The following is a 20102-nucleotide window of genomic DNA, read 5'->3' as shown; positions in this document are numbered from 1 at the left end:
CCGACGATCGCAGCCAATTAGACTAGGCATAAGCGCATTGGAAGGATTTGGGATCAGGCTATGCTTCTGATTGTAATTGTTAATTTTAGAGTTCCAGCACTGGTAATTGATTGTCTTCGATCTATTAATCAGGAGCTCCGTGCTGTTCCCGATACAAGCGTCGTAGTGTTCGAGAATGGATCAGGGGACGATTCGGCGCGGCTCATTGCGAAGGCAATCGCCTCCAATAAATGGGATGCCTGGTGTAAGTTGATGGTTTCCGACCAAAATCTCGGTTTTACTGGCGGAAACAACATTCCGATCTCCGAGTCTCTTAAGACATCCACACCGCCATGCTACATTCTGCTACTAAATCCTGACACCATTATCCGTCCGGGCGCCCTACGCCCACTGATCGATTTCTTGGAACGCAATTCTCAAGTAGGAATTGTAGGAAGTAGATTGGAGGATCCCGACGGGACGCCTCAGCGCTCTGCATTTCGATTCAAGTCTCCCCTTGGGGAGCTGGAAGGCAGCGCGGGAATTGGCTTTATAACCAAATTGCTCAAGCGGTATGTAGTTGCTCCTCCCGTTTGCAGCCAGAACTTGGAAACGGACTGGGTAGCCGGGGCGAGCATGATGGTTCGCACGCGAGTATTTGAAGAAATTGGTTTATTGGACGAGGGTTTCTTCACCTACTACGATGATATTGATTTCTGTCTAGCCGCAAGGCGTGCCGGTTGGATGACTTGGTATGTCCCCGAAAGTCGAGTTGTCCATCTGGTGGGACAGTCTACAGGTGTCGACAACACCCCTCGGAGGCTGCCCAAATACTTGCTCGAGGCACGAAGGCGATTCTACTTGAAAAACTATGGCGCCCTCTTTGCGCTCATGGCCGACACTTGCTTGTTGTGCGGCATCTTGATCTCCAAGTTCCGCTCACTCGTAACGCTGACCCCGAGTCAATTGCCTCCCAAGATATTTGTAGACAGCTTCCTTTCCAGCGTTTTTGTGCGAGGCGCGGGAATTGATAACGTCAGAGCACCGGAAACAACAACTCAAATGAACTAAAACCAACAAGCTAGCAAATAGACTGCAGACGCTTCTTTATTGTCCAATGAGACATTCCTCACAATCCTTCAACTTGAGGACGGTGAGATGACTGAGGAAGCCCCGTGTGAGCATCAATCGACGAAGATCCTGCAACGCTCATCGGTCTTACTGCTTCGCAAATCCTTGCGGGCCACGCCCGCCCGATCGAGTTGCACCATGAACATCTCAGATTGTCAGTCTGTCCGCGCTGGAGGTGATCATCGTGAGTGAGAGCATCTGGGATGGACAGTCTACCTTCCCACCAGACCCTTCAGACTGCTCTTAAATTGTCTAAAGGTTGCAGTCACGGCTGAAAAGGCTTGGACCGGCATATGAGCCAATGCGCGCATCGTTTCCTCCGGGCGTGTCTTGAATATTGTGCTATGGGCGATCCCTTTCCAGTGAGGAGGGGCCTCGCTTGTGTAGTAATATGCGGCGAAAGACTTCCTTGGCGAAACTGCCCCCGACGAGATCGGCACAACTCCATGATAGCTGATGTCGCTAGTTTCGAATATAACACACCTATTAAAGACGGGGCTAAGGGACACATGACGCTGTTTCACGTCCTTGTCCCAAAGTTCAATTTCCCCTCCCCAGGCCTTTTCCCAAATCTCATTGAAGTAGATCAGGATATTAAGCCTGCGGTGAAGCCTCTCCTCTTCGAGGTAATTGAAATCAAGGTGAACATCCAAGCGCCCCCCCGGCCCAGTAATATGCATTCCGCCGCCGATCAGCTTGGGATCGGCTACAAGCATAGGGATCCCCGTGATGTACGAGAGGTCCGCGAGGAACTCTGGGGACGAAATTGCATCGTTTAACATGGCTATCGGGGTTGGAAACCGGGAAGAATCCGTAATCTGAACTTTCTTCTTTTCATTGAAAGCATTGAAAGAAATGCCTTGACTGAGCGCGCTATCGAACGATTGTGGATAGGAGAGAGCGACCTCCGCGGCAAAGCGCTCCGGGAGAAAGTCTTCGATCACGATGAAGGGAAACGGTTTGGCCGAAGCAAACTCTCGCCGAAGTTTTTCCCGATCTAGTTCATTCATAAGCATGTTCGGTTCCCAATGCTTGTCCGAGAGAAATCCATATCATCTATTATCGTGACCACAAAATAGGACCAAAAACAATTAAATGCACCGCCGGCAACCCACCTGACCTATTTCAACGGACGGATTGCGAGAATCGGCTGGCACTCGGTTATGCTGAGCTGGAGAAAACGAAAATCGCTAATGTTGCACGGCCGGAAATCGTCGATAACAGTTGAGCTATTCGCCTTAGCGTTCATTCCAAGATCATCTGCGTGTTGTCGGCCCCGGAACGGTTTCGGCTGCTACCGAGGTGGACTTCGCATTCCCCTTCCCGGCCACTGCGAATAGACCGCTGTATTCGCCATCCGTGGCGGAGGACTGATACGGCCTCCTTGACGGTGCGCCAGAGCGGCATTGGGTCTGGGAGGCGCGACGGGCCGTTCTCTGGGGAGTGTGGGCCCCCCCGCTCGCCTGCGCGACGCTTACCCTCGCCTCCACTCCCTTGGGCGGCTGGGGGCGCGCTGTCATGGCCTATCTTTCCTGCGCAGGCGCTCCGGCTGTTCCTTTCGCGGCGGCCCCCCGGCCTGCCTCCGAACGTGCCATCATCGCGTTGTTTCCGATGCTTGGGCGCTTTCCGAAGCGCACGGCTTGTTTGCAGTACCAGAGTAGCCGACTCAAGGGGCGTAAGCCGGTCCTGATCGAATACAAGGCGCGATGATGCGGAGTTCGATTTTGCTATTCTATTTTCAATTCAAATTAAATGTCATATCATCAGGACGACGATTAACTGACCGATAGGCAGCACCCGACTTGCGAAGCCCCCTTTCACGGCGCGCCTGTCTTCGCCGCACAACCGTTTGAAAGCCCATCGGCCGGTATTACCGTATTATTGCGCCTCTCCCCTCGTGCGACAAAGCGGAAAAATTAAACGAAAACGAAATTAGAGTTGCCACCCAGTCGGCAGCATGCAATAGATTTAATGATTATTTAAATATTTGCTCGGTGCAGGGAGAGTGTGTATGAAGCAATTAGTTGCAGCAGCGGCCCTTTTGGGTGCAGTCGCATTTGCGGGATCGAGCGCTCAGGCGAGTGTGGTCACCTACAACTTGTCCATCGATCATTGCACCGGCGGGTGTGGAAGTTCGAACTATGGTACCATTACAGTGGATACCACGAACACGAGCAGCGAGTTGGTCACGATTAACCTAACGAGCGGGTACCAATTCCATGGCGGCGACAACGGTCTGACCTCGGTGGTGTTCGATGCCACCGGCATCACCAGCGTGACCCCTTCGCCCGTCACCTCAAACACCGGAGCAACATTTACCTGGGCCAGCGGGTCCGTCCATCAGGATGGCTTTGGTACCTTCAACAACAAGGTGGACGCAACCAATACCGGCTGCACCACTGGAAATCTTTGCGGAAGCTCGATGCAATTCACGGTTGTTGGCACGAATATCGCTTGGCTGACCTCAACCGGGGGAAGCGCCTCCGTTACGTTCTCTGTGGACGTGGCCGGTGTGAACCCGAACGGCACTCCAATTAATGGCGAGACGGGCCCGATCGGCGGCGTTGTGGCAGCCGTGCCCGAACCGTCGACCTGGGCGATGATGCTGCTCGGCTTCTTCGGTCTTGGCTTCCTCGGCTATCGTGGCCACTCTCAGCGCGCCCTCCGCATCGTTTGATCCGGGCGAACCAATTTGGATTGATATTGCCCCGCGGCTAACCGCGGGGCGATTGCTTACCGGAAAGCCTTGCAGCCGCTTGGACGAGACCTAACCGTCGACAGCGTTCAGCTGCCGCGCAAGGCGGAAGCTGAGGCAACCTTAGCCTTGCCATTCGGCCCCAGCGAGAACACCTCGTAACTGCCGTTGCTTGCGGGATAGACATATTGGAACGGCCGGCCCCACGGGTCGAATAGATTCTTCACCTTTTTTAAGTAAGGCCCATTCCAGGTGGGCGCCTCGGGCGTGGGCTCGACCAGCGCTTTCAAGCCTGCGCTCTCGCTTGGATAGCTCCCGTTCTCGAGATAGTACATCTCAAGTGCCGTGCCGATATTCTGTATCTGGATCTGGGCCGACTGGGCCTTGGCCTTGCCAAAATAGCCCATCAGCTGCGGCGTTGCCATCGCACTCAGCACCGCGAGAATGCCCAACACCACCAACAGTTCGAGCAGAGTGTAACCGGCATCGCCGGCGTGTGCATCCCGGCGTCCCCGGAGCTTACGACGAACCCGGTCCCTCTTCATCGATCGCTGCCACATGCTTGTCCCGCTCGGTTGTCCCACCCCTGATCGCCGGCCCGCCCGAACGCTGGCCCGCTTCGGCCGCTACGTTGGGTCGCATTCCTCTCCAAATCCTTGCCGGCCGGTGCGAGCTGCGTGGCGCGGTTAATGCGCGGTTGGGACTGCCGCCAAAAAGTCTGCAATTTTAAGACTGGCCCGGCCAGAGTGGCCACGCGCGACGAACGGTGCAGGGAACGCCGACCGGCGGGTGGGGAGCTCGTTGCGCTTGCATCCCCTACCAGCTGGACGTGCCGATCTCGCCCGCCATCAGCACCGTGAGCCAGAGCCCGACCGACAGATGGGGGCCAAACGGGATGGCATCGCCGCCGCCGAGCGGACCGACCTGCCTGCGTAGCAGTACGACCGTCCCTAGTGCGGACAGCACCGCCACAATCAGCATCAGCGGCACCATTGCAACTCCCACCCACAACGCCGCGGCGCCGATAAACTTGACGTCACCAAAGCCAAACCCGTCCCGGCCGCGGAGGACGCGGTAGCCGCCCCTGAGCAGGGCCGCGCCGCCAAAGGCGATCAGCCCTTCGCCTCCCCGCCAGCCGATCACGCCAAGTTCGAGCGTGAGTGCATCCGAAGCATCCGCCAGCCCCCCGACGCCCCGCGCGCCTTCCACGGCAACGTGCAGCACCCCCCCCAGCAACAGCGCCCCGATTAAAGGGTCGGGAATGATTGCAAATCGTGCATCTATCGCCGCGACGGCTGCGAGACTCGCCACCAGAAAAAGCTGCCATGGCAACAGCAGCCAAACGGCCGCGCTATCGATCGATAGATTGATCGCGACCCACAAGAGCCCGGCGAGCAGCGCCCACACAACGAGAGCATAACAGCGCGCCTCACCCCGCCAGAGCAGTCCCTCAACGACGAACCGGCGGGTACGGCTGAAGGTTTTGTACAGTGCCTGCTTGTTCATGTGCTGTGCGCCCCCCCGAGAATGGCCCGATAAAGCGCTCGCCCCCCGCCGGCGCGTGCGGTTGAACGTTTGGGCCACCACTCGGCCCGTCATTTGCCGTCCGCGCCGTTGAGAATGGCACCACCACGCGCTCGCCGTCGGCTTCAACCTCGATCTCATTGGGGCGCACGGCGACAAGCTTCCAGCCGCCAAACATCTCGTCGGGCTGAACCCAGGACCCCACCGGCCTCTGTGCGCTGGTCAGGAATGCCTTGGTGGTCGGGCTGTTGATGAAGACACCCGTCAATCGCAATCCGGTGTCGCGAAGCGCCGGCGGCGGTCCAGCAGGTAATGATGGCGTTTGGGGTAGCGCCAGCACGGGCAGCATCGCCTGACGGGTGCGCGCGAACACCGGTCGCTGCAGGATGGCTTCTCCGTTGCCGCGCTCCAGCTTGGTGACGCCGCTGGCTCCGCCAGCAGACGTCGCAGCCGCGCTTCGCGCTGAGCTTTCGATCGCAATTAGCGCGCACGCAGTGGCCGCCGCGGCAAGTCCCGACCAGCTGATCAGCGCAAACAAAGCGAGACGCGTGGCGGCCGGTAGCCGCATCAGTTCGACGGCGTAGCGCGACCAGTACGGCTCGAGCGATCGTAACAGCTCGCGCAGCCGCCTCATTGTCCCTGCTCCAGAATGGCAGTTCGGGGAGGCAACGGACGCAGGGCCCCTTGAATGGTGAGTTCGGCTCGCAAGGACGCGTTGTCGCCGGTAGATGCCGGGCGCAGCACCAGTCCGGTCACAACCAGCATGGGACGCGCCGCCTCGATTTTTTGTAGCGTATCGCGCAAGCTCGCCGGCGGCCCCTCGAGCTCAAGGCCGACCGCAACGGCGCGCGGAACAATGGCGCGGCGCGGCGTAATGGATCGCAAACCGAGAAGCTGAAGTCCGCCGTCCTGGCTCAGCGCTTTCAGCATCGCTTGTAGATCGGCGCTCGCCACACGCTCTTCTTGAACGGAAAAGAATACCCCGTCCACTTGCGCGGTTTTGTCTCGCGCTAGACCACGCGCGCCGACCAACGCCTGAAGGCGTGCGAGCTGATCGGTAGATTCGGAAATCTCCTCGCACTCGGCCGCGACATGCGACGCCAACGGCATGAATACGAGCCCGATCAACAGCAACACCGCGCCCAAATTGAGCGCTCCGAAACGCAAGCGTCGCAGCAGCAAGGCGCGGCTGATCGCCTCAAGCCTCATGGTTCGCTCCGTGCAACCGCCGTTCCCGGCCGCTCCGGTTGTGTTGGCGTGCCGCGAAGACGAAGTGCCAGGCTAAAGCGATCTTTGCGCTCGGCCTTATCGGGGGTAATGGGGCCGGTGAGATGGGTCGCGGTCAACAGTGGCGACTGATCCAGCAAGCGGACCAAATGCGCTGCGTCTGCAGAAAACCCTGCAATCGCCACATTGCCATCGGCCACCCGCAATTCGCTGAGATAGGTGTGGTCGGGCAGGCGGCGCGACAGCTCGTCCCAGACCTCAAGCACCCCTGGACCTGCTTTGATCGCCAACAACTGCGCCTCTGGATCACTGCTCGCGTTGCCCTGGCCGCGGAGCTCGAAAAGAGCATCGGCGATGCGGGTAACCTCACCCGATGCAACCCACTCAACCGCGACCGCTCCGAGCAGGGTGATCGCAATCGCGGCCGCCAGAACCGCCCGAACGAGGTGCCCTCCCCACGGTGCATCATTGATGGTGCTTTCGCGCAACGGGATGATCGCACGCGGCTCGCTGCCGTCAACGCTCAGCGCATCAATGTCGTCGGGTGCAAGTCCAAGTTGGACCAGCGCCGCGCGCGCACGGTCGCGCCGAACAATCCAGTGCTCGACCTCGATGACCTCAAGCCCATCTGGACCGCCGCGCGGCGCGGCCATGTGCCAGATCTCTGCAGGTTCAAACGGTGTCCGATGCACAATGTCCTGGACGACAATGGCCGGCAGCGCGTCCAGCGCTGCCCTTGGGACCATCATTTTGCGCAGCAAAAATAACTCGCCCTCAAGCTCGACGTCGATCCGCACCTCATCGCGGCTCAGTTGCTGTGCCTTTAGCCAGTCAGAGATCAGGGCAAGCGAGCCGCCCGCCACAGGCCAGGTCGCCTCGGCACTCACGCCGATACCGTGGAGACGCCCGCAAATCTCGCCTTGTAGGTGCCGCAAAGTGAGAACGGGCCGCGCAAGGCCGCCCAAGCGAACGAGCCACGCAGTCGGAAGCGTTGCCTGCGCCTCGCTAAGCCAAAGTTCCGCAGCTTTACGGGCATGCGTCTTGAGCGCAGCGAGCGCCATCCTGGTTGCCGCCATTGCCTCAGTCGAAAAGAACATGTGCTCGCCCCTGCGCGCGCAGGGTGGGCCAGCATGGTTACCAATCCCTTAATCGGCGCGGTGGCGCGAGGCGTTCATTCTCTGTCAACTCTGGCGGAGTGCCACGACCTGAGCGGGCCCGGTCCGGTTGCGGTCGCGAAAAGTGACCTTGATCGCCACCAGATCCGGCAGGTGGTCCGATGCGAGCCATTCAAGATGCCAGGCCGGCGGCCGCCCCGGGCCGAGGCTTCCAAAATAGCTGAACTCGATCGCGGTGACACTACTCATTGCTGTGGTCCTAATCTCTCTGCCCGAGAGCTCGGCCCGCGCGCTCAGCTTCGCGGCAACCTCGATCTCGGATCCTTGCCGTGAGATGTGAAAGCCGACGGGCCCCCCCGGCAGGGCGTGCCCAGCCGAGAGCCCAACGAACGCCAAATTGTCGCGTCCGCCTTCAAAGGCGATCCGCGCCCCCTGCCCCGTCTTGGTTGGAAGCGCACCGGCAATGAGATCAAGCAGACTGTCGAGCGCTGCGGTGTTCGCGGCTTCTGCCGCCGCCGTCTGGTCCGCGGCGAACGAGCGACGTCCAACCGCGAGTCCCCCCGCCAAGAAGCCGGTGATCAGCGTCAACAGCATCAGCGAAATCAACAACTCGATCAGCGTCAGTCCCGCATCTGGCCGGCGCTGCCGGTGCAACCGGCCAATCAAGGAGTTGCGCGCAGGCCTCATGGCATCACTCGCTGCGGAATCTTCAGTGCCGCAAGACGCGCAACTTGCCCGCCCGCCGCTTCGACCGCGACCGCGACCCAATAAGCCTGAACTCCGGGCGCAGTGGTCGCACCGTTTTGCGACGGATGCTGCGGTGCAAGGCGCACCAACGTGATGGTCTCCACCCACCGCAGCTCACCGTCGCGACCGCCGCGCCGCCCCACGACCAGCCCGTCCGCAATGCCGGCGCTTTCCAGGCGCGAACGCGCAAATTCCAGCGCCTGTCGCTGCGATTTCAGCTGGCCGTCGGTCCGCATGACCAGTCCAAACGACACGCCCATCGACGTTAGCCCAATGGCGAGGACCACAAAGGCTATGATGGCTTCAAGAAGCGTGAACCCGCGCTGCTGTTGCACTTTCATGGCTCGATGCGCGCCTCGCCGGTGAACCAGCTCACGGTCACGCGCGCACGCCGCCCGTCCAGCCGCAAGTTAATCTCGCCTCCGCTTGATTGACCATCAGGATAAAAGCGCAAGCCGCCCGCCGCCCCCCTGGCTTCCGATTCGGCAAAGGTGAGCGCCACGTGAACGCCAGGTGGCAGCTGCCATTGGCCATGCGAGAACTGGATGAGACCTGCACCGGGATCCAGCGAGACCACCGTCTCCATGTTTCGTTCCATCGCGCGCGCCCGCGCGAGCCGAAGCGTCGCAACCACCCCTCGCGCGGCCGCATTAACGCGGGCGCCGGCCGCGCTTGGTCGAGCCAGTACCATCGTCCCGAGCACCACGCCAACGATTGCGAGCACCACAAGCAGTTCGAGCAGCGTGAAACCTGAGCTGAGGCCGGTCCGGCGATTCATCGCGATGCAAGATCGTTGATGGACAGCACCGCGCTCATCACCTGCAAGATCAGACCGCCCACGCCAGCGCCAATTGCAAGCGTCAAAATGGGGGTCAACATCGTGACCATGCGTTCCATGCGGCGCTGCAATTCAGCTTCAAGATTGTTCGCAACTTGCGTCAACAACAAGCCGAGCTGACCGCTTTCTTCGCCGACAGCGATCAAACTCAAGGCTGCAGGCGGGAAGAGGTCGCTACGCGCAAACGCTTTGCTCAACGATGCCCCTTCGGGAATGCGCGCCACGGCAGCCGCACAGCGCGATCCGATTTCACTGTTCGAGATCAGAGCCTTCGCTGTGTGAAGCGCCGACATCAGCGGCGCGCGCGCACAGATCAGAGTCCCCAAGGCCCGAGAAAAAGCCGCGCCGTCACGAAGCAGAATCATGCGACCCAGCACAGGAAGCGAACAGAACGCCCGGTCACGAATAAGTCGAGCCGCGGGATTACGACTTGAGAGCTTGAACAGCGCAGCAACCAAAAGCACCAGCGCGCTACTCGCAACCAGGAGAATCGCGGCGTTATCTTCGAGCCAACCGAACCAGGCTAGGATTCCCGGAAGCGGGAGCCCCGCATCGGTAAAGACCGGTGTAAGACTCGGAACCAAAACCCCAATGATCACCCCCACTGATACCACGGACATCACGACCAGGACGGCCGGATAGATCAGCGCAGCGAGGATCTTGCTTCGGAGCTCAAGCCGCCGCGCCAACAACTCGGCAATTTGTGCCAAGGCCGAAGCCAAGGCTCCGGCACCCTCACCCGCAGCGATGATCGCGCAGTAATCAGCTCCGAACGTCTTCGGTCGAGCTCGCAGCGCCTCTGAAAGCTGCGCGCCGGCGAGCACGTCTTTGAGCAGCGCCGCTGCCGCGCGTCCGACGCTTCCACGGTCGGAGGCCGCTATGACGCGGAATGCTTCGTCAAGCGCCATCCCCGAGCCGACCAGCGACGCGAGTTCGACCGTAAAGCGCGAGAGGCCCCGCGCGTCGAGCTTCGCCCGGCGCGAGCGGCGCCCCGGCGCTAGCGGCCCCGCTGTTTGCGCTACTGAACGTGAGTGATCCTGTGCCTGGCGGGATAGTTCATGCGTCTCAAAAGGCGTGAGACCGCTTCCGTAGAGCGCGTCAATCGCCGCCTCGCGCCGCTCGGCGACAATGGTGCCAGAGGTGATCGCTCCCTCTCCGTTGAATGCACGATAGGCAAATTGCACCACGTCAGCTTCCTTTAGGATACACGGGTGACGCGCAGGACCTCTTCTACGGTGGTTTCGCCGGCGAGCACCTTGGCCGCGCCGTTCTCGAACAGCGAGCGAAAGCCCGAACGCCGCGCCAACGTCTCCATGCTGCGCTGATCCTCGCTGCGACGGCCCATGGCATCGCGGATCTCATCGTTGACCACGACCAGCTCGCAGATCATGGTGCGACCGAGGAAACCGGTGCCGCTGCAGGCCTCGCACCCCACGGCTTCGCGGATGTGTTCGAACTCAGCCGTACCGAGTGAAAAGCTAAGTCCTAGCCGTGCCGTCAAAGCCTTGGGATTCGAGTGCGGCCCGGCGCAATGGCTGCAAAGCCGACGCACCAGCCGCTGCGCCATCACCCCGGAAATGGTCGAAGCCAGCAGAAAGCGCTCAATTCCGAGATCGACCAGGCGCGTGATCGCCGCGATGCCGCCATTGGTATGCAGCGTCGAGAACACCAGATGGCCGGTCAACGACGCCTGAACGGCAATCCGCGCCGTTTCCAGATCGCGGATTTCACCGATCATGATGATATCAGGGTCCTGCCGCAGGATCGACCGGAGCGCCATCGGGAAGTCGAGCCCGATCTGCGGCTGCACCTGCACCTGATTGATCCCGGCGAGCTGATATTCGACGGGGTCTTCGACCGTGAACAGCTTGAGCTCCGGCCGGTTGAGCTGCTTCAACGCGCTGTAAAGGGTGGTCGTTTTGCCGCTGCCCGTTGGCCCGGTCACCAGAATGATGCCGTTGGGGAGCGACATCAGACCGTCCAGCCGCTCTTTGATCCCCGCATCGAGCCCGAGCTTGTCGAAGTCGAGCTCGACACGCGAGCGATCAAGAATACGCATGACGATGCTCTCGCCGAACAACGTCGGCAAGGTGGCTACTCGGATATCGATCTCCACACCGCGGACGGCTGTCTTGATGCGTCCGTCCTGCGGCAGGCGTCGCTCGGCGATATCGAGCTTGGCCATGATCTTGACGCGGGTCGTGAGCGCCGCACGCAGCGATACCGGGGCGGTTTGTTCCTGCTGCAAAAATCCGTCGACACGATAGCGAATGACCAAAGCATCTTGCCCGGGTTCGACGTGAATGTCGGAGGCCCGCCGCTCAACCGCGCGCGCAATGATCTGGTTGACCAACCGAATGACAGGCGCTTCGTTGGCAATGTCGCGCAGCCGATCGACATCAAGATCCCGCGCCTCTTGGCCAACGAGCGCCGCCACTTGCTCGACGTCCGCCGGCGCGTCGCCGCCGCAATCCCCATAGATCTGCCGCAGCCCCTCCTCAAGAAGTGCAGGCGATAACACCGCGAGTTCGACCCGCAGATCCAGCATGTAGCTGAGTGTCCGCGCCAGTTCGCCGATGAACGGATCGATCGTCCCAAGCAGCACGACACCCGACTCAAGGGCTACGGGCAGGATGTGGTTGGACTTCAGGTAGGACAGCTTCAGACGCTCCCCGAGCACAGCTCGATCCGGGAGATCCTGCGTGCGGAGCAGCGTCAGGCCGCAATAGGCCGCATAGGCCGTTGCCAGATCGCCCTCAGCAATCAATCCCAGCTTGACCAGCACGTGATCGATGCGTTCACCGGCCGCTTCGGCCGCCCGTCGTGCCCGACTTGCGGCCTGGACATCCGAAAGCCCTTCGCTTGCCAAGCACTCAAGAAACGCCTCGGTAAATCCGCGCTCGGCCGGGCCGGGGCGCGCGCCGGCAGCGCTTCCCGCCTTGCTTCGCTGCAGCACAGCCAATTGAGACATGGCATCCAGGTTCTCAAGCATTTCGAGCACCCAGTTGTAACCAACAAGCGCTAACCAAATGGTTACCAATTATTTGCCATTTCAGCTTAACACTTCGTCAAGGCTGCCCGGGCGGCGGCCCGGGATAGACCCCGCTAAATCCATGCCAACGCCATCGTCCAAAGGCCAAGCGATGCATCGAGCTTGCTCAACGGTTCAGGGGCGGCGCAGCGGGGGTTTCGCCTTGATAGTGGTGGTCTGGATCCTGGCCCTGATCCTTCTGCTCGGCACCGCCGTGAGTGTCGGCGTGCGCTACCGCACCCGTGTCGACACAAGTCTGCTCAATTTCCGGCGGGCGGAGCTGGCGGCCGAAAGTGCAATCAATTTCGCCATTCTCCTACAGCTTTCGGACGATCTGGAGAATGAGCCTTCCTTTCCGCTGGTGTGTCGCATGCCGGGCGGAGAGCTGGTGGAAATAACTGTGACCGAAGAGGTTGGCAAAGTGGATCTCAATGCCGCTTCGCCTCAGACACTGACTAAGCTGTTCGGAGCGCTCACGGGAAACCGTCCTGCGGGAGATCGGATCGCTGGAGCGATCTTGTCCTACCGGAGCGGCGCTGCGACATCGGGCCGCCCAGGGCCAACCCAGCCCAAGCCGACCGCCTTCCAAAGCATTTTGCAGCTTGGGAGCGTTCCTGGGGTCACCCCGGAGCTCTTCCGCGCGGCGCTCCCGCTTGTGACGGTGCGAACCGGCAGGATCGAGCCCGCCCCTACGGCCGCGCCTGAGCCCTTGCGCCAAGCGCTTGGGCTGCAGACCAATGCGGCCCCTCCCGTAACGGACGCCCCCATACGGAACACTGGCGAAATCACGATTCGCGCCGACGTCAGCGATGGTGGGCACGCCCGCTTTATTCGCGAGGCACTGGTCTCGCTTCAGCCTGCAAACGGCCGACCCTTTACGGTCCAAGAGTGGCGGCACGCCGATGCGGATAACCGGTCGGTTGATCCGGATGAGACGAATGTTAATCCCTGTTTCCCGACTGCGCAGCCTGGACGCCAAGGATGATGTTCAACCGCGCACGCGAAGTGCTGGCGTTTTGCTTGCGCCTTCGAGCTTTTGCCGCTCGTAGACCACCGCGGGGCCCGGCTCCATGACCGGACAGCCACGGGTGCGTTGTAAATCGGTCAAAGCATCGAGCCGCCTTCGCTCAGCCGCGAGCTCTCTGGGCGCATCGATGCCAAACATGTCGGTGCCATAACCAGGTAGTCGGCCGACCTCAAGCCAGAATTCAAGCCGCGCGGCGCGTTTCGCGGAGAACATAAACGAGGCCGTCATTGCCTCGCAAGACATCGACGCATCGACCGGAAGCAAAGGATAAGGTGGTGCTGGTTCAATAAGTACAACGGGCTGAGCCGTCACGCAGCCCGCAAGCGAGGCCAACGCAACAAGCGCTCCGATCCCTTGGCTCCGCAGCAAGGCTATTTGAAATGTCATTGTCCCGACAACCGCAACAGTGTGTTTGCAGGGGTGCGTTCGAGTGCGGCCTGGTGCGGCATATAGACTTTCATCTTACGACGGTACTCTTCTGTCACCAGCCGGCTTTCGCTCGGATCTCGCACCACGCGCGGCGTGATCAAGATCAACAATTCGGTCTTGTCAACGGAGTCGTCCCTGTTGGAGAACATGGCACCGAGTCCCGGGATGTCGCCAAGCAGCGGAATCTGCGTGCCGCTTTTCGAAGCGTGATCCTGAATCATTCCCCCAAGCGCCAGCACCTCCCCGTCATTGACCACCACGGTCGTCTTGACGCGGCGCTGCTGAATGGTCGGAGAATCGATGTTCGAGCTGGTCGTCTTCACGACGCTGCTCACCTCCTGCTCGATCTCGAGCTGAACGCGTCCGCTCTCATTGATACGAGGCGTGACAGAAAGGATGACGCCCGTATCTTGCATCGATACCGTATTGACGATCGCCGCCTGCGAGGTCACCACGTTGGTTGCGGTTTGCGTGGTAATCGGCACCTGATCGCCGATCTGCAGCCGAGCCGTTTTGTTATCGAGGACCATCAGCGACGGTGTCGAGATCACGTTGACCTTGGTCAGCGAGTTTAATGCCTTTAAGGTCGCGGCGATGTTTGCGGTATTGAAAGCGTAGTTGAATCCCGGAAATGCCGCTGCTACAGCGCCCGATGTCAGTGACGAGAAGGTCGCGGTCGGCGTCCCGCCTTTTTGCAGCTGCCACTCCAACCCATATTTCAATTCGTCGTTGAGCGTTACCTCGGCGATTGCGGCTTCAATCAGAACCTGGCTCGGCACCACGTCGAGATTGTGGATGACCCGCAAGACCCGCTGGTAGTCACGCTCGTTCGCCATGACGATCAGCGAGTTCTTGGTGTCGTCCGCGACAACTTTCATCGTGGGCTCGGGTCCATCGGCAGAGGAGCTGGACGTCGAATTATCCGGGAGCGGGTCGGGGTCATTATTGATGAGGCGGGCGAGGTTTTGTTGCTCGTTTGAAGGAGCAGTCGACCTCGCCACGCCGGAGGACGGGAAGCCGCTTGGAGCGCCCGCGCCAAATCCCGGGTTGCGCGCGGCAGTCGGACTCGTGCCCTGGTCCGCGACGGTGACCTGCTTCGATTTCGGGGTCACGTTGCGCGACTTCACGACCTTGATCTCGTCGGCAAACATTGATTGCAGGATGCCTGCAAGCTCCGCAGCCGGACGGTTCTGGACTTGGTAGACGTGCAATTGCGGCTCGGAGCCGCTCGCCTTGGTGTCGAGCCGGCGCACCCAGGACTGTGCGCGGGCAAGATAGGATTGCTGCGACGTCACAATCAGGATCGCCCCTAGCCGCGAATTCGGAATAAAGCGGACCCGCCCCTTCAACGGTCCTTCCTTTTCGGTGGCAAACACCGCCTTCAATTCGTCGACCAGCTTTTCTGGCTGCGGTGACTTGACCGGAACGACGGCAAACGACATGCCCTTCATCACGTCGACATCGAAGATCGAAACGGTATCGAGCATGCTATCGATCTCGGCGGGCGAGCCCTTGAGCGCTAGGATGTTGCGTCCATCGTCAGCCTGGGCAATTGACCCCTTCGGCACCATCGGCTCCAGCACGCGCGCGACTTCCGTTGCGGACACGAATTTCAGTTGAACGATTCGGACCCCATTACCACCAACCGAATTCGGCGCGATGTGTCCCGTAGTCACCGTGCCCGTTGCCGCTTGATCGGCCGGCAGCACGCGATACATGCCGCGATTTTCGACCAAAGTGGCTCCGATTGGCGCCAAGGCCGCCTGAAACATCTCGAGCGCGTCCGGCTTCGCAACCGGATGGGTCGTCTGCAGGGTAATCACCCCATCAACGCGAGGGTCAACGACATAGTTGACGCCAATCAGATCACCGAGAACGGTTTTCGCCGCCTGCTGCAGCGGCACGCCGGCGAGATTAAGTACAACGTTGCCGTCGGCAGTCCGTGCGTTACCTTTCGACAACGTAGCGGCGATGAATTGATCGCTTCCATTCTCCGTGATCGGAACTGCGCGAGAGGCGCCGGACGGTAGCGCGACCGCTGCGGTTCGATCCAGCGGTTCGCCGGCGAACGCCTCACGAGCGCGGGCCGTCTCGTTCCGGCTCGACTCCGCCGAGCCGAGCGTAAGCCCAATTTTTGCGGGGTCGCTACTGCAGCCTGCCACCGCGACCAGGAGCAGTAGACTGCCGAGCAACCTCGTCGCACGGTGGCGAAAATCCAGCACTGCAGGCCCCAAGCAGAGATCGCCCGCGAAAGCCAGGCGTAAACGCTTGGTAAAGCAGTATGGTTAATGCCGTGTAAACTCGGAACCCTTAGCGGGGTCGGCAGCCACTACGGCAGGTCTGGTACTGGCTATCGCAGCTCTGTTGGCAGGGAGCGCCGAACGTGCTTGGGCAGGCTTGCCTGCACTGCGTGGCCCGATTGGCGCAATCCGCAAGACAGGCGTCAGATGCGGCGTCAGCGAGGCGCAACGGACGAACCGGAGTATAGGTGCCTGCATACACCACAGAATCAAGCAGGAGGAGCACCAAACCGGCGCCCACCACACTCCGTAGCAGCATGCGTCCCTCCATTGCTGGCCCTTACCGGCGATCCCGCGAGGGCTCGAAGCTTGAGATCAAGAACTCGTCGATATGATGGCCGGCCTTTAAGGCGACAGCAACCCAGCGCGGTTGCTTCCCGCGCCCCGACCAGGTCTCCTCCGGGTTGGCCGGATTGCGGTACTTGGGCAGCACGCGGGGATAGGCTCGGCGTTGACGCGGCTCGAGGCCATCTGCTGGCAGAGGCCGCTGCAAATCGCCGGCGGCTTCCTCCCGCTGCAGCTGAGCCAGACGTTTTTCCAGCTCCCGCTTTTCCGACGTGAGACGCGTCGCGAGCACCTCGCTCAACTCTTCGTGCAGCTGCCATAGCTCATCAACCGTCATGGCGCCCAAATCCACCATTTTGGTCATGGCTTGCTTCTGCGCATTCTTCCGCAAGAACAGCGTCCCCTCCATATGCGCCGGTCGCGACGCAAACCTGTCACAGGGACAGAACCTCGTCTACCAACCAGCGCATCTCGTCCCCAAGGTTCGTTAGCTCTCTGAAATACCAATAAATTCACCAGCCCCTCATGGCCAGATCAAATCGACCAGTAGAAGCGCCACGTCGCCTGGACCGAATCACCCGCGCCGCCGTCGCCCGAGCGGCTCTTGCCAATCTATGATGGCCGAACCCAAAGCTGACACCTCCGCTCAATACGCATTGCGCCTTCGAAACAGCTCAAAGAAGGTCTTCATAAAGATCACGACATCGAGCCAAAGACTCCAGTTGTTGATGTACCAGAGATCCAGCTCCACGCGGCGCGCGATGTGCTCGGCCGTCGGAGTGGCCCCACGCGAACCGTTGCACTGGGCCCAACCGGTCAGGCCCGGCTTGACGTGGTGGCGAAAGGCGTAATCACCGACCAGCTTCTGGAATTGGTGGTCATGGGCCAGCGCATGCGGTCGCGGTCCGATCAGCGACATCTCGCCTTTGAGCACGTTGATCAGCTGCGGTAGCTCATCGACGCTGGCCGAGCGAAGCAACCGACCGATCGGGGTGACCCGCGCGTCACCCCGGCACGCTTGCGTGATCTGCGCGCCATCCTCCTGGACTGTCATGGTGCGGAATTTGAACATAACGAATTCGCGGCCATTGAAGCCCTTGCGACGTTGCCTGAAAATAACCGGTCCAGGCCCATCCAATTTAATTGCGAGCGCCGTGAGAAAGAAGACCGGCACAGCCACTGCAATCGCGAGCGAGGCGATTGCCAAATCCATGATTCGCTTGGCCACCCGTTCCGTCGAGCCAAGTGGCGCGCGCTGGATCTCGATCTCCAGAACCCGCTGCCGAGCCGACGAGGTGTAGTTTGACAAGGAGCGCACCCGAGCGTCGGGCAGGAGCCGCACCGGCAACGGTACGACCCTGGTCCGCTCCCGAATAAGACCGATCCGTTCGGTCTGATCCCAGGGCACGGCCAGAACGATCTCACGGCAATTCTGGTTGCGGACGTGGGTCAGCATCCTTTGGAGAGCGTGCTCGTCAGCAGGCGTCCACAGCAGGTTGTTTGAAGGCGTAGGCAGCGCAAACCTGTTGACATCGGCGGCCCCGAAAAACGCCAACATGTCCTCTGGCTGCAACGCGGCAATCTCTGCCTCATTCCCGATCAACACGAGATCGGTGCGACCGAGCAAGTGGCTGGTCAGAGCCGAGAGAAGAATGGTCTTGCTCGTTTTGCGCACCGCCAACAGGCCAATGGGCGTCACGAATACAAACAATACGAAGGCGCCACGGGAGAAATCAATACTGACCTTTAGCAGAAAACCGAAAAAAGCAAGAAGGAGGCCCGTGGTGATCCAACAAACTAGGATGTTGCTCAACTCGACACCTGGTTTGACGGACTGCGACAGCTCATAATGCCCGGTTCCGCTCATCCGCAAGATGTAGATGAAGCTCGCCATAAGCCCCACGGCGCAATACGGCAAAAGCTCCGGGAGCGGACCGTCCACTGCCCAATGATAACCCGCCCCGCCCAGCACGCTGGCGAGCAGGATGATCGCCGCATCTGACGTTGCGAGCACATAGGGGACTGCCTGCGTTGGCAGGTCGACCGAATTCACATCGCGTGAAAATTGCCTAACGGCATCTAGGTCCGACTGAATCGACATTCGTGTCGCCCAAAAATCCAACTCGTCACGCCAGGAAACAATTAAACCTTAAAGTCGAGCGTCAATTTAACCGGATCTTAACGGACGGACATTAAAATTTGGGAATCCAAATTGCAACGGAATTTATTTGCCACCGCGCCATGCTGATCATTTTCACCTGCTTGGCCGGAGCGATATTTGGCCTTTATTTCTCCGTCCTGCTGCTAATCTCGGTGACTGCGCTCGGTGCCGGCTTGTTCTTGGGCATAAATGGCTACTTGGGACACACGTCGGTATCTCTGCTGGGGCAGCTCGGCATGGCGATCCTGGCGTTACAGGCCGGTTTTTTTGTCGGACTCACCGGGAGGCCGGTCTACGCTGCGCTGCTCGCGCGGATAGCGCCCAAGGCCACCAGGCCCACCTAATCTTCCTACAAGCCTACAAGCCTGCAAACCGCGAAGCCCCGGGAACCGCCTTACCGGATAGACCAGCTGGTAGCCTTGCGCTGCGCCGCGGCAACAGTTTAGACCTTCTACTCCCTATTTAACTTTGGGATGTTACTGATGCTGTCGGCCTCAGGCGTGGCCTCCGCCGCGGCTCGACAGTTCATTGGCCATGCGGGCCCGACTAGTCTGCCAGCAGGACGAGACCTGCTTCCGTCTCCCGCGGAGGCGCCCGGTCGCCCGATGGATCTACGGCGATGGCAATTTTTGCGGCTCATTATGTCGATCCCGGGTATTAAGGAAGTCCCGCCTCGCGGTGGAGCTAGTTTACCTGGCCCGGCTCTTGAGACGCCGGCCGTTGCAACGCGCAAGTTAAGCTCACCGGCCGAGCTTTGACGCGTGATCGGAGTCCGCTACTTGCGGTTCTCCGTGAACAGATTTGGAACGGCCGGGAAACGGGCCAGACGCCATCCTGCCCGCTGCCGTGAACATCAGGAAATTCCGTTCGGTCCCGACAATATCTCGTCTCCCCAAGATCGGATCGTTGAGCGCCTCCTCGGAGGCGCTCCGCTCCAACTCAGCCATTGTCTTCCTGTGGAGGCGCTCATGCACCGCCACAGCCATCGGCTGCTCAAGCACCAGCACGCTGAACAATGCATTCACACACCGGCTCAACGCTCAAACAGCCATCTCTGCTGTCCGATTGCAGCTCCTTCAATCCAATCTAGGCTCGAATGTCGCCTGATAGGCAAAGCAGGCCAGACGATCCACTTCATGGCGGGCTGTGACCGGTGAATTGACCTCCTTTGCGCCTTGTAGTCGATGTCAGATCGCGGTTCGTCGTGTTTCGCACAACGGGGGCTCGGAGAGCCGGAATGTGTTGATCTGGTCGGGCAATCAAGCCGCCCAAAATTTACCCATGATGACCAAAAGATGGTTGGCAAAGCGTTCCGGAGAGCTCTGCGCCAACTGACCAGCTGTCGGCCCCGTGCCTCGGTTCTCGGGCGTGCTTGGTGTTGCGGTCGGGCTAGGCCTGGGCGCATCAGCGGCGTTGAGCGCGGCCAAGGCGGATTGCAGAAATTGTTCGGACACGTGCAAAATTCCCCCAGATCCAACCGCCTCAGTCGAGCACCCCGCGCCAGGACCTGTTTTGATACGTCCACTCAGGTGCTGCGCCCAACACAGACGAATCCCCGAAGTAAAAACCTTCGTCCATCGAGCACGGCGGTTGAACGAGGGCAATCTCGACTC

Annotated in this window: 20 protein-coding genes; 4 read left to right on the top strand and 16 right to left on the bottom strand. The window is 60.2% G+C overall.

Annotated features, from left to right (window positions below; genetic code table 11):
* The first annotated feature begins 60 nt into the window (after positions 1-60).
* Entirely contained in the window at positions 61-1050 is a 990-nt protein-coding gene (locus tag ACLFLU_RS16825; protein WP_426413279.1) for a glycosyltransferase family 2 protein, read from the top strand.
* A gap of 272 nt (positions 1051-1322) precedes the next feature.
* Here the strand turns inward: ACLFLU_RS16825 and ACLFLU_RS16820 are convergent, their stop codons facing one another.
* Entirely contained in the window at positions 1323-2126 is an 804-nt protein-coding gene (locus ACLFLU_RS16820; protein ID WP_426413278.1) for a 2OG-Fe(II) oxygenase, read from the bottom strand.
* A 995-nt stretch (positions 2127-3121) separates the two neighbouring features.
* Between ACLFLU_RS16820 and ACLFLU_RS16815 the strand changes: the two genes are divergently transcribed.
* Positions 3122-3787, top strand: coding sequence for a PEP-CTERM sorting domain-containing protein (locus ACLFLU_RS16815; RefSeq protein WP_426413277.1), 666 nt, complete (start codon positions 3122-3124; stop codon positions 3785-3787).
* Positions 3788-3894: 107 nt separating this feature from the next.
* Here ACLFLU_RS16815 and gspG read toward each other — a convergent pair whose 3' ends face one another.
* The 10 genes from gspG to ACLFLU_RS16765 all read right to left on the bottom strand — a co-directional run bounded on the left by gspG (position 3895) and on the right by ACLFLU_RS16765 (position 12248).
* Entirely contained in the window at positions 3895-4350 is a 456-nt protein-coding gene (gene gspG, locus ACLFLU_RS16810; RefSeq protein WP_426413276.1) for a type II secretion system major pseudopilin GspG, read from the bottom strand.
* A gap of 271 nt (positions 4351-4621) precedes the next feature.
* A complete protein-coding gene (locus tag ACLFLU_RS16805; protein WP_426413275.1) occupies positions 4622-5311 on the bottom strand; it encodes a prepilin peptidase in 690 nt (229 codons plus the stop codon).
* Positions 5256-5963: a hypothetical protein gene (locus tag ACLFLU_RS16800; RefSeq protein WP_426413274.1), complete on the bottom strand. Its 708-nt coding sequence runs from the start codon at positions 5961-5963 to the stop codon at positions 5256-5258. The genes ACLFLU_RS16805 and ACLFLU_RS16800 overlap by 56 nt, the downstream gene beginning before the upstream one ends.
* On the bottom strand, positions 5960-6538 hold the full coding sequence (gspM, locus tag ACLFLU_RS16795; protein ID WP_426413273.1) for a type II secretion system protein GspM: 579 nt from the start codon (positions 6536-6538) through the stop codon (positions 5960-5962). Before gspM ends, ACLFLU_RS16800 begins: the two co-directional genes overlap by 4 nt.
* A complete protein-coding gene (locus ACLFLU_RS16790; RefSeq protein ID WP_426413272.1) occupies positions 6535-7653 on the bottom strand; it encodes a PilN domain-containing protein in 1119 nt (372 codons plus the stop codon). The genes gspM and ACLFLU_RS16790 overlap by 4 nt, the downstream gene beginning before the upstream one ends.
* Positions 7654-7737: 84 nt before the next feature.
* A complete protein-coding gene (locus ACLFLU_RS16785) occupies positions 7738-8358 on the bottom strand; it encodes a prepilin-type N-terminal cleavage/methylation domain-containing protein (protein WP_426413271.1) in 621 nt (206 codons plus the stop codon).
* On the bottom strand, positions 8355-8759 hold the full coding sequence (locus ACLFLU_RS16780; RefSeq protein WP_426413270.1) for a type IV pilus modification PilV family protein: 405 nt from the start codon (positions 8757-8759) through the stop codon (positions 8355-8357). Before ACLFLU_RS16780 ends, ACLFLU_RS16785 begins: the two co-directional genes overlap by 4 nt.
* A complete protein-coding gene (locus tag ACLFLU_RS16775; protein WP_426413269.1) occupies positions 8756-9196 on the bottom strand; it encodes a GspH/FimT family pseudopilin in 441 nt (146 codons plus the stop codon). Before ACLFLU_RS16775 ends, ACLFLU_RS16780 begins: the two co-directional genes overlap by 4 nt.
* Positions 9193-10443 carry a type II secretion system F family protein gene (locus ACLFLU_RS16770; RefSeq protein WP_426413268.1) on the bottom strand — a complete coding sequence of 417 codons (1251 nt, stop codon included), beginning with the start codon at positions 10441-10443 and terminating at the stop codon, positions 9193-9195. Before ACLFLU_RS16770 ends, ACLFLU_RS16775 begins: the two co-directional genes overlap by 4 nt.
* Positions 10444-10454: 11 nt before the next feature.
* Positions 10455-12248, bottom strand: coding sequence for a GspE/PulE family protein (locus ACLFLU_RS16765; RefSeq protein WP_426413267.1), 1794 nt, complete (start codon positions 12246-12248; stop codon positions 10455-10457).
* Positions 12249-12450: 202 nt separating this feature from the next.
* Between ACLFLU_RS16765 and ACLFLU_RS16760 the strand changes: the two genes are divergently transcribed.
* Positions 12451-13272, top strand: a complete 822-nt coding sequence (locus ACLFLU_RS16760) for a hypothetical protein (protein WP_426413266.1) — start codon at positions 12451-12453, stop codon at positions 13270-13272.
* 3 nt (positions 13273-13275) lie between these two features.
* On the opposite strand, the gene ACLFLU_RS16755 is transcribed toward ACLFLU_RS16760, so the two are convergent.
* From ACLFLU_RS16755 to ACLFLU_RS16740, 4 genes are all read right to left on the bottom strand, one after another.
* Positions 13276-13647: a hypothetical protein gene (locus ACLFLU_RS16755; protein WP_426413265.1), complete on the bottom strand. Its 372-nt coding sequence runs from the start codon at positions 13645-13647 to the stop codon at positions 13276-13278.
* Between the two features lie 50 nt (positions 13648-13697).
* Positions 13698-15965, bottom strand: a complete 2268-nt coding sequence (gene gspD, locus ACLFLU_RS16750) for a type II secretion system secretin GspD (protein ID WP_426413264.1) — start codon at positions 15963-15965, stop codon at positions 13698-13700.
* Between the two features lie 358 nt (positions 15966-16323).
* A complete protein-coding gene (locus ACLFLU_RS16745; protein WP_426413263.1) occupies positions 16324-16692 on the bottom strand; it encodes an H-NS family nucleoid-associated regulatory protein in 369 nt (122 codons plus the stop codon).
* 282 nt (positions 16693-16974) lie between these two features.
* On the bottom strand, positions 16975-18429 hold the full coding sequence (locus tag ACLFLU_RS16740) for an undecaprenyl-phosphate glucose phosphotransferase (RefSeq protein WP_426413262.1): 1455 nt from the start codon (positions 18427-18429) through the stop codon (positions 16975-16977).
* Positions 18430-18527: 98 nt separating this feature from the next.
* Here ACLFLU_RS16740 and ACLFLU_RS16735 point away from each other — a divergent pair, with 98 nt between their 5' ends.
* Positions 18528-18833, top strand: coding sequence for a hypothetical protein (locus ACLFLU_RS16735; protein ID WP_426413261.1), 306 nt, complete (start codon positions 18528-18530; stop codon positions 18831-18833).
* A 396-nt stretch (positions 18834-19229) separates the two neighbouring features.
* On the opposite strand, the gene ACLFLU_RS16730 is transcribed toward ACLFLU_RS16735, so the two are convergent.
* Entirely contained in the window at positions 19230-19514 is a 285-nt protein-coding gene (locus ACLFLU_RS16730) for a hypothetical protein (RefSeq protein WP_426413260.1), read from the bottom strand.
* Between the last annotated feature and the right edge of the window lie 588 nt (positions 19515-20102).

The sequence above is a fragment of the Bradyrhizobium ganzhouense genome, assembly GCF_049949285.1.
GTDB classification, from domain to species: Bacteria; Pseudomonadota; Alphaproteobacteria; order Rhizobiales; family Xanthobacteraceae; genus Bradyrhizobium; species Bradyrhizobium ganzhouense.
Note: the sequence above shows the minus strand (reverse complement) of the source record. Positions and strands in the feature narration are given on the sequence as shown.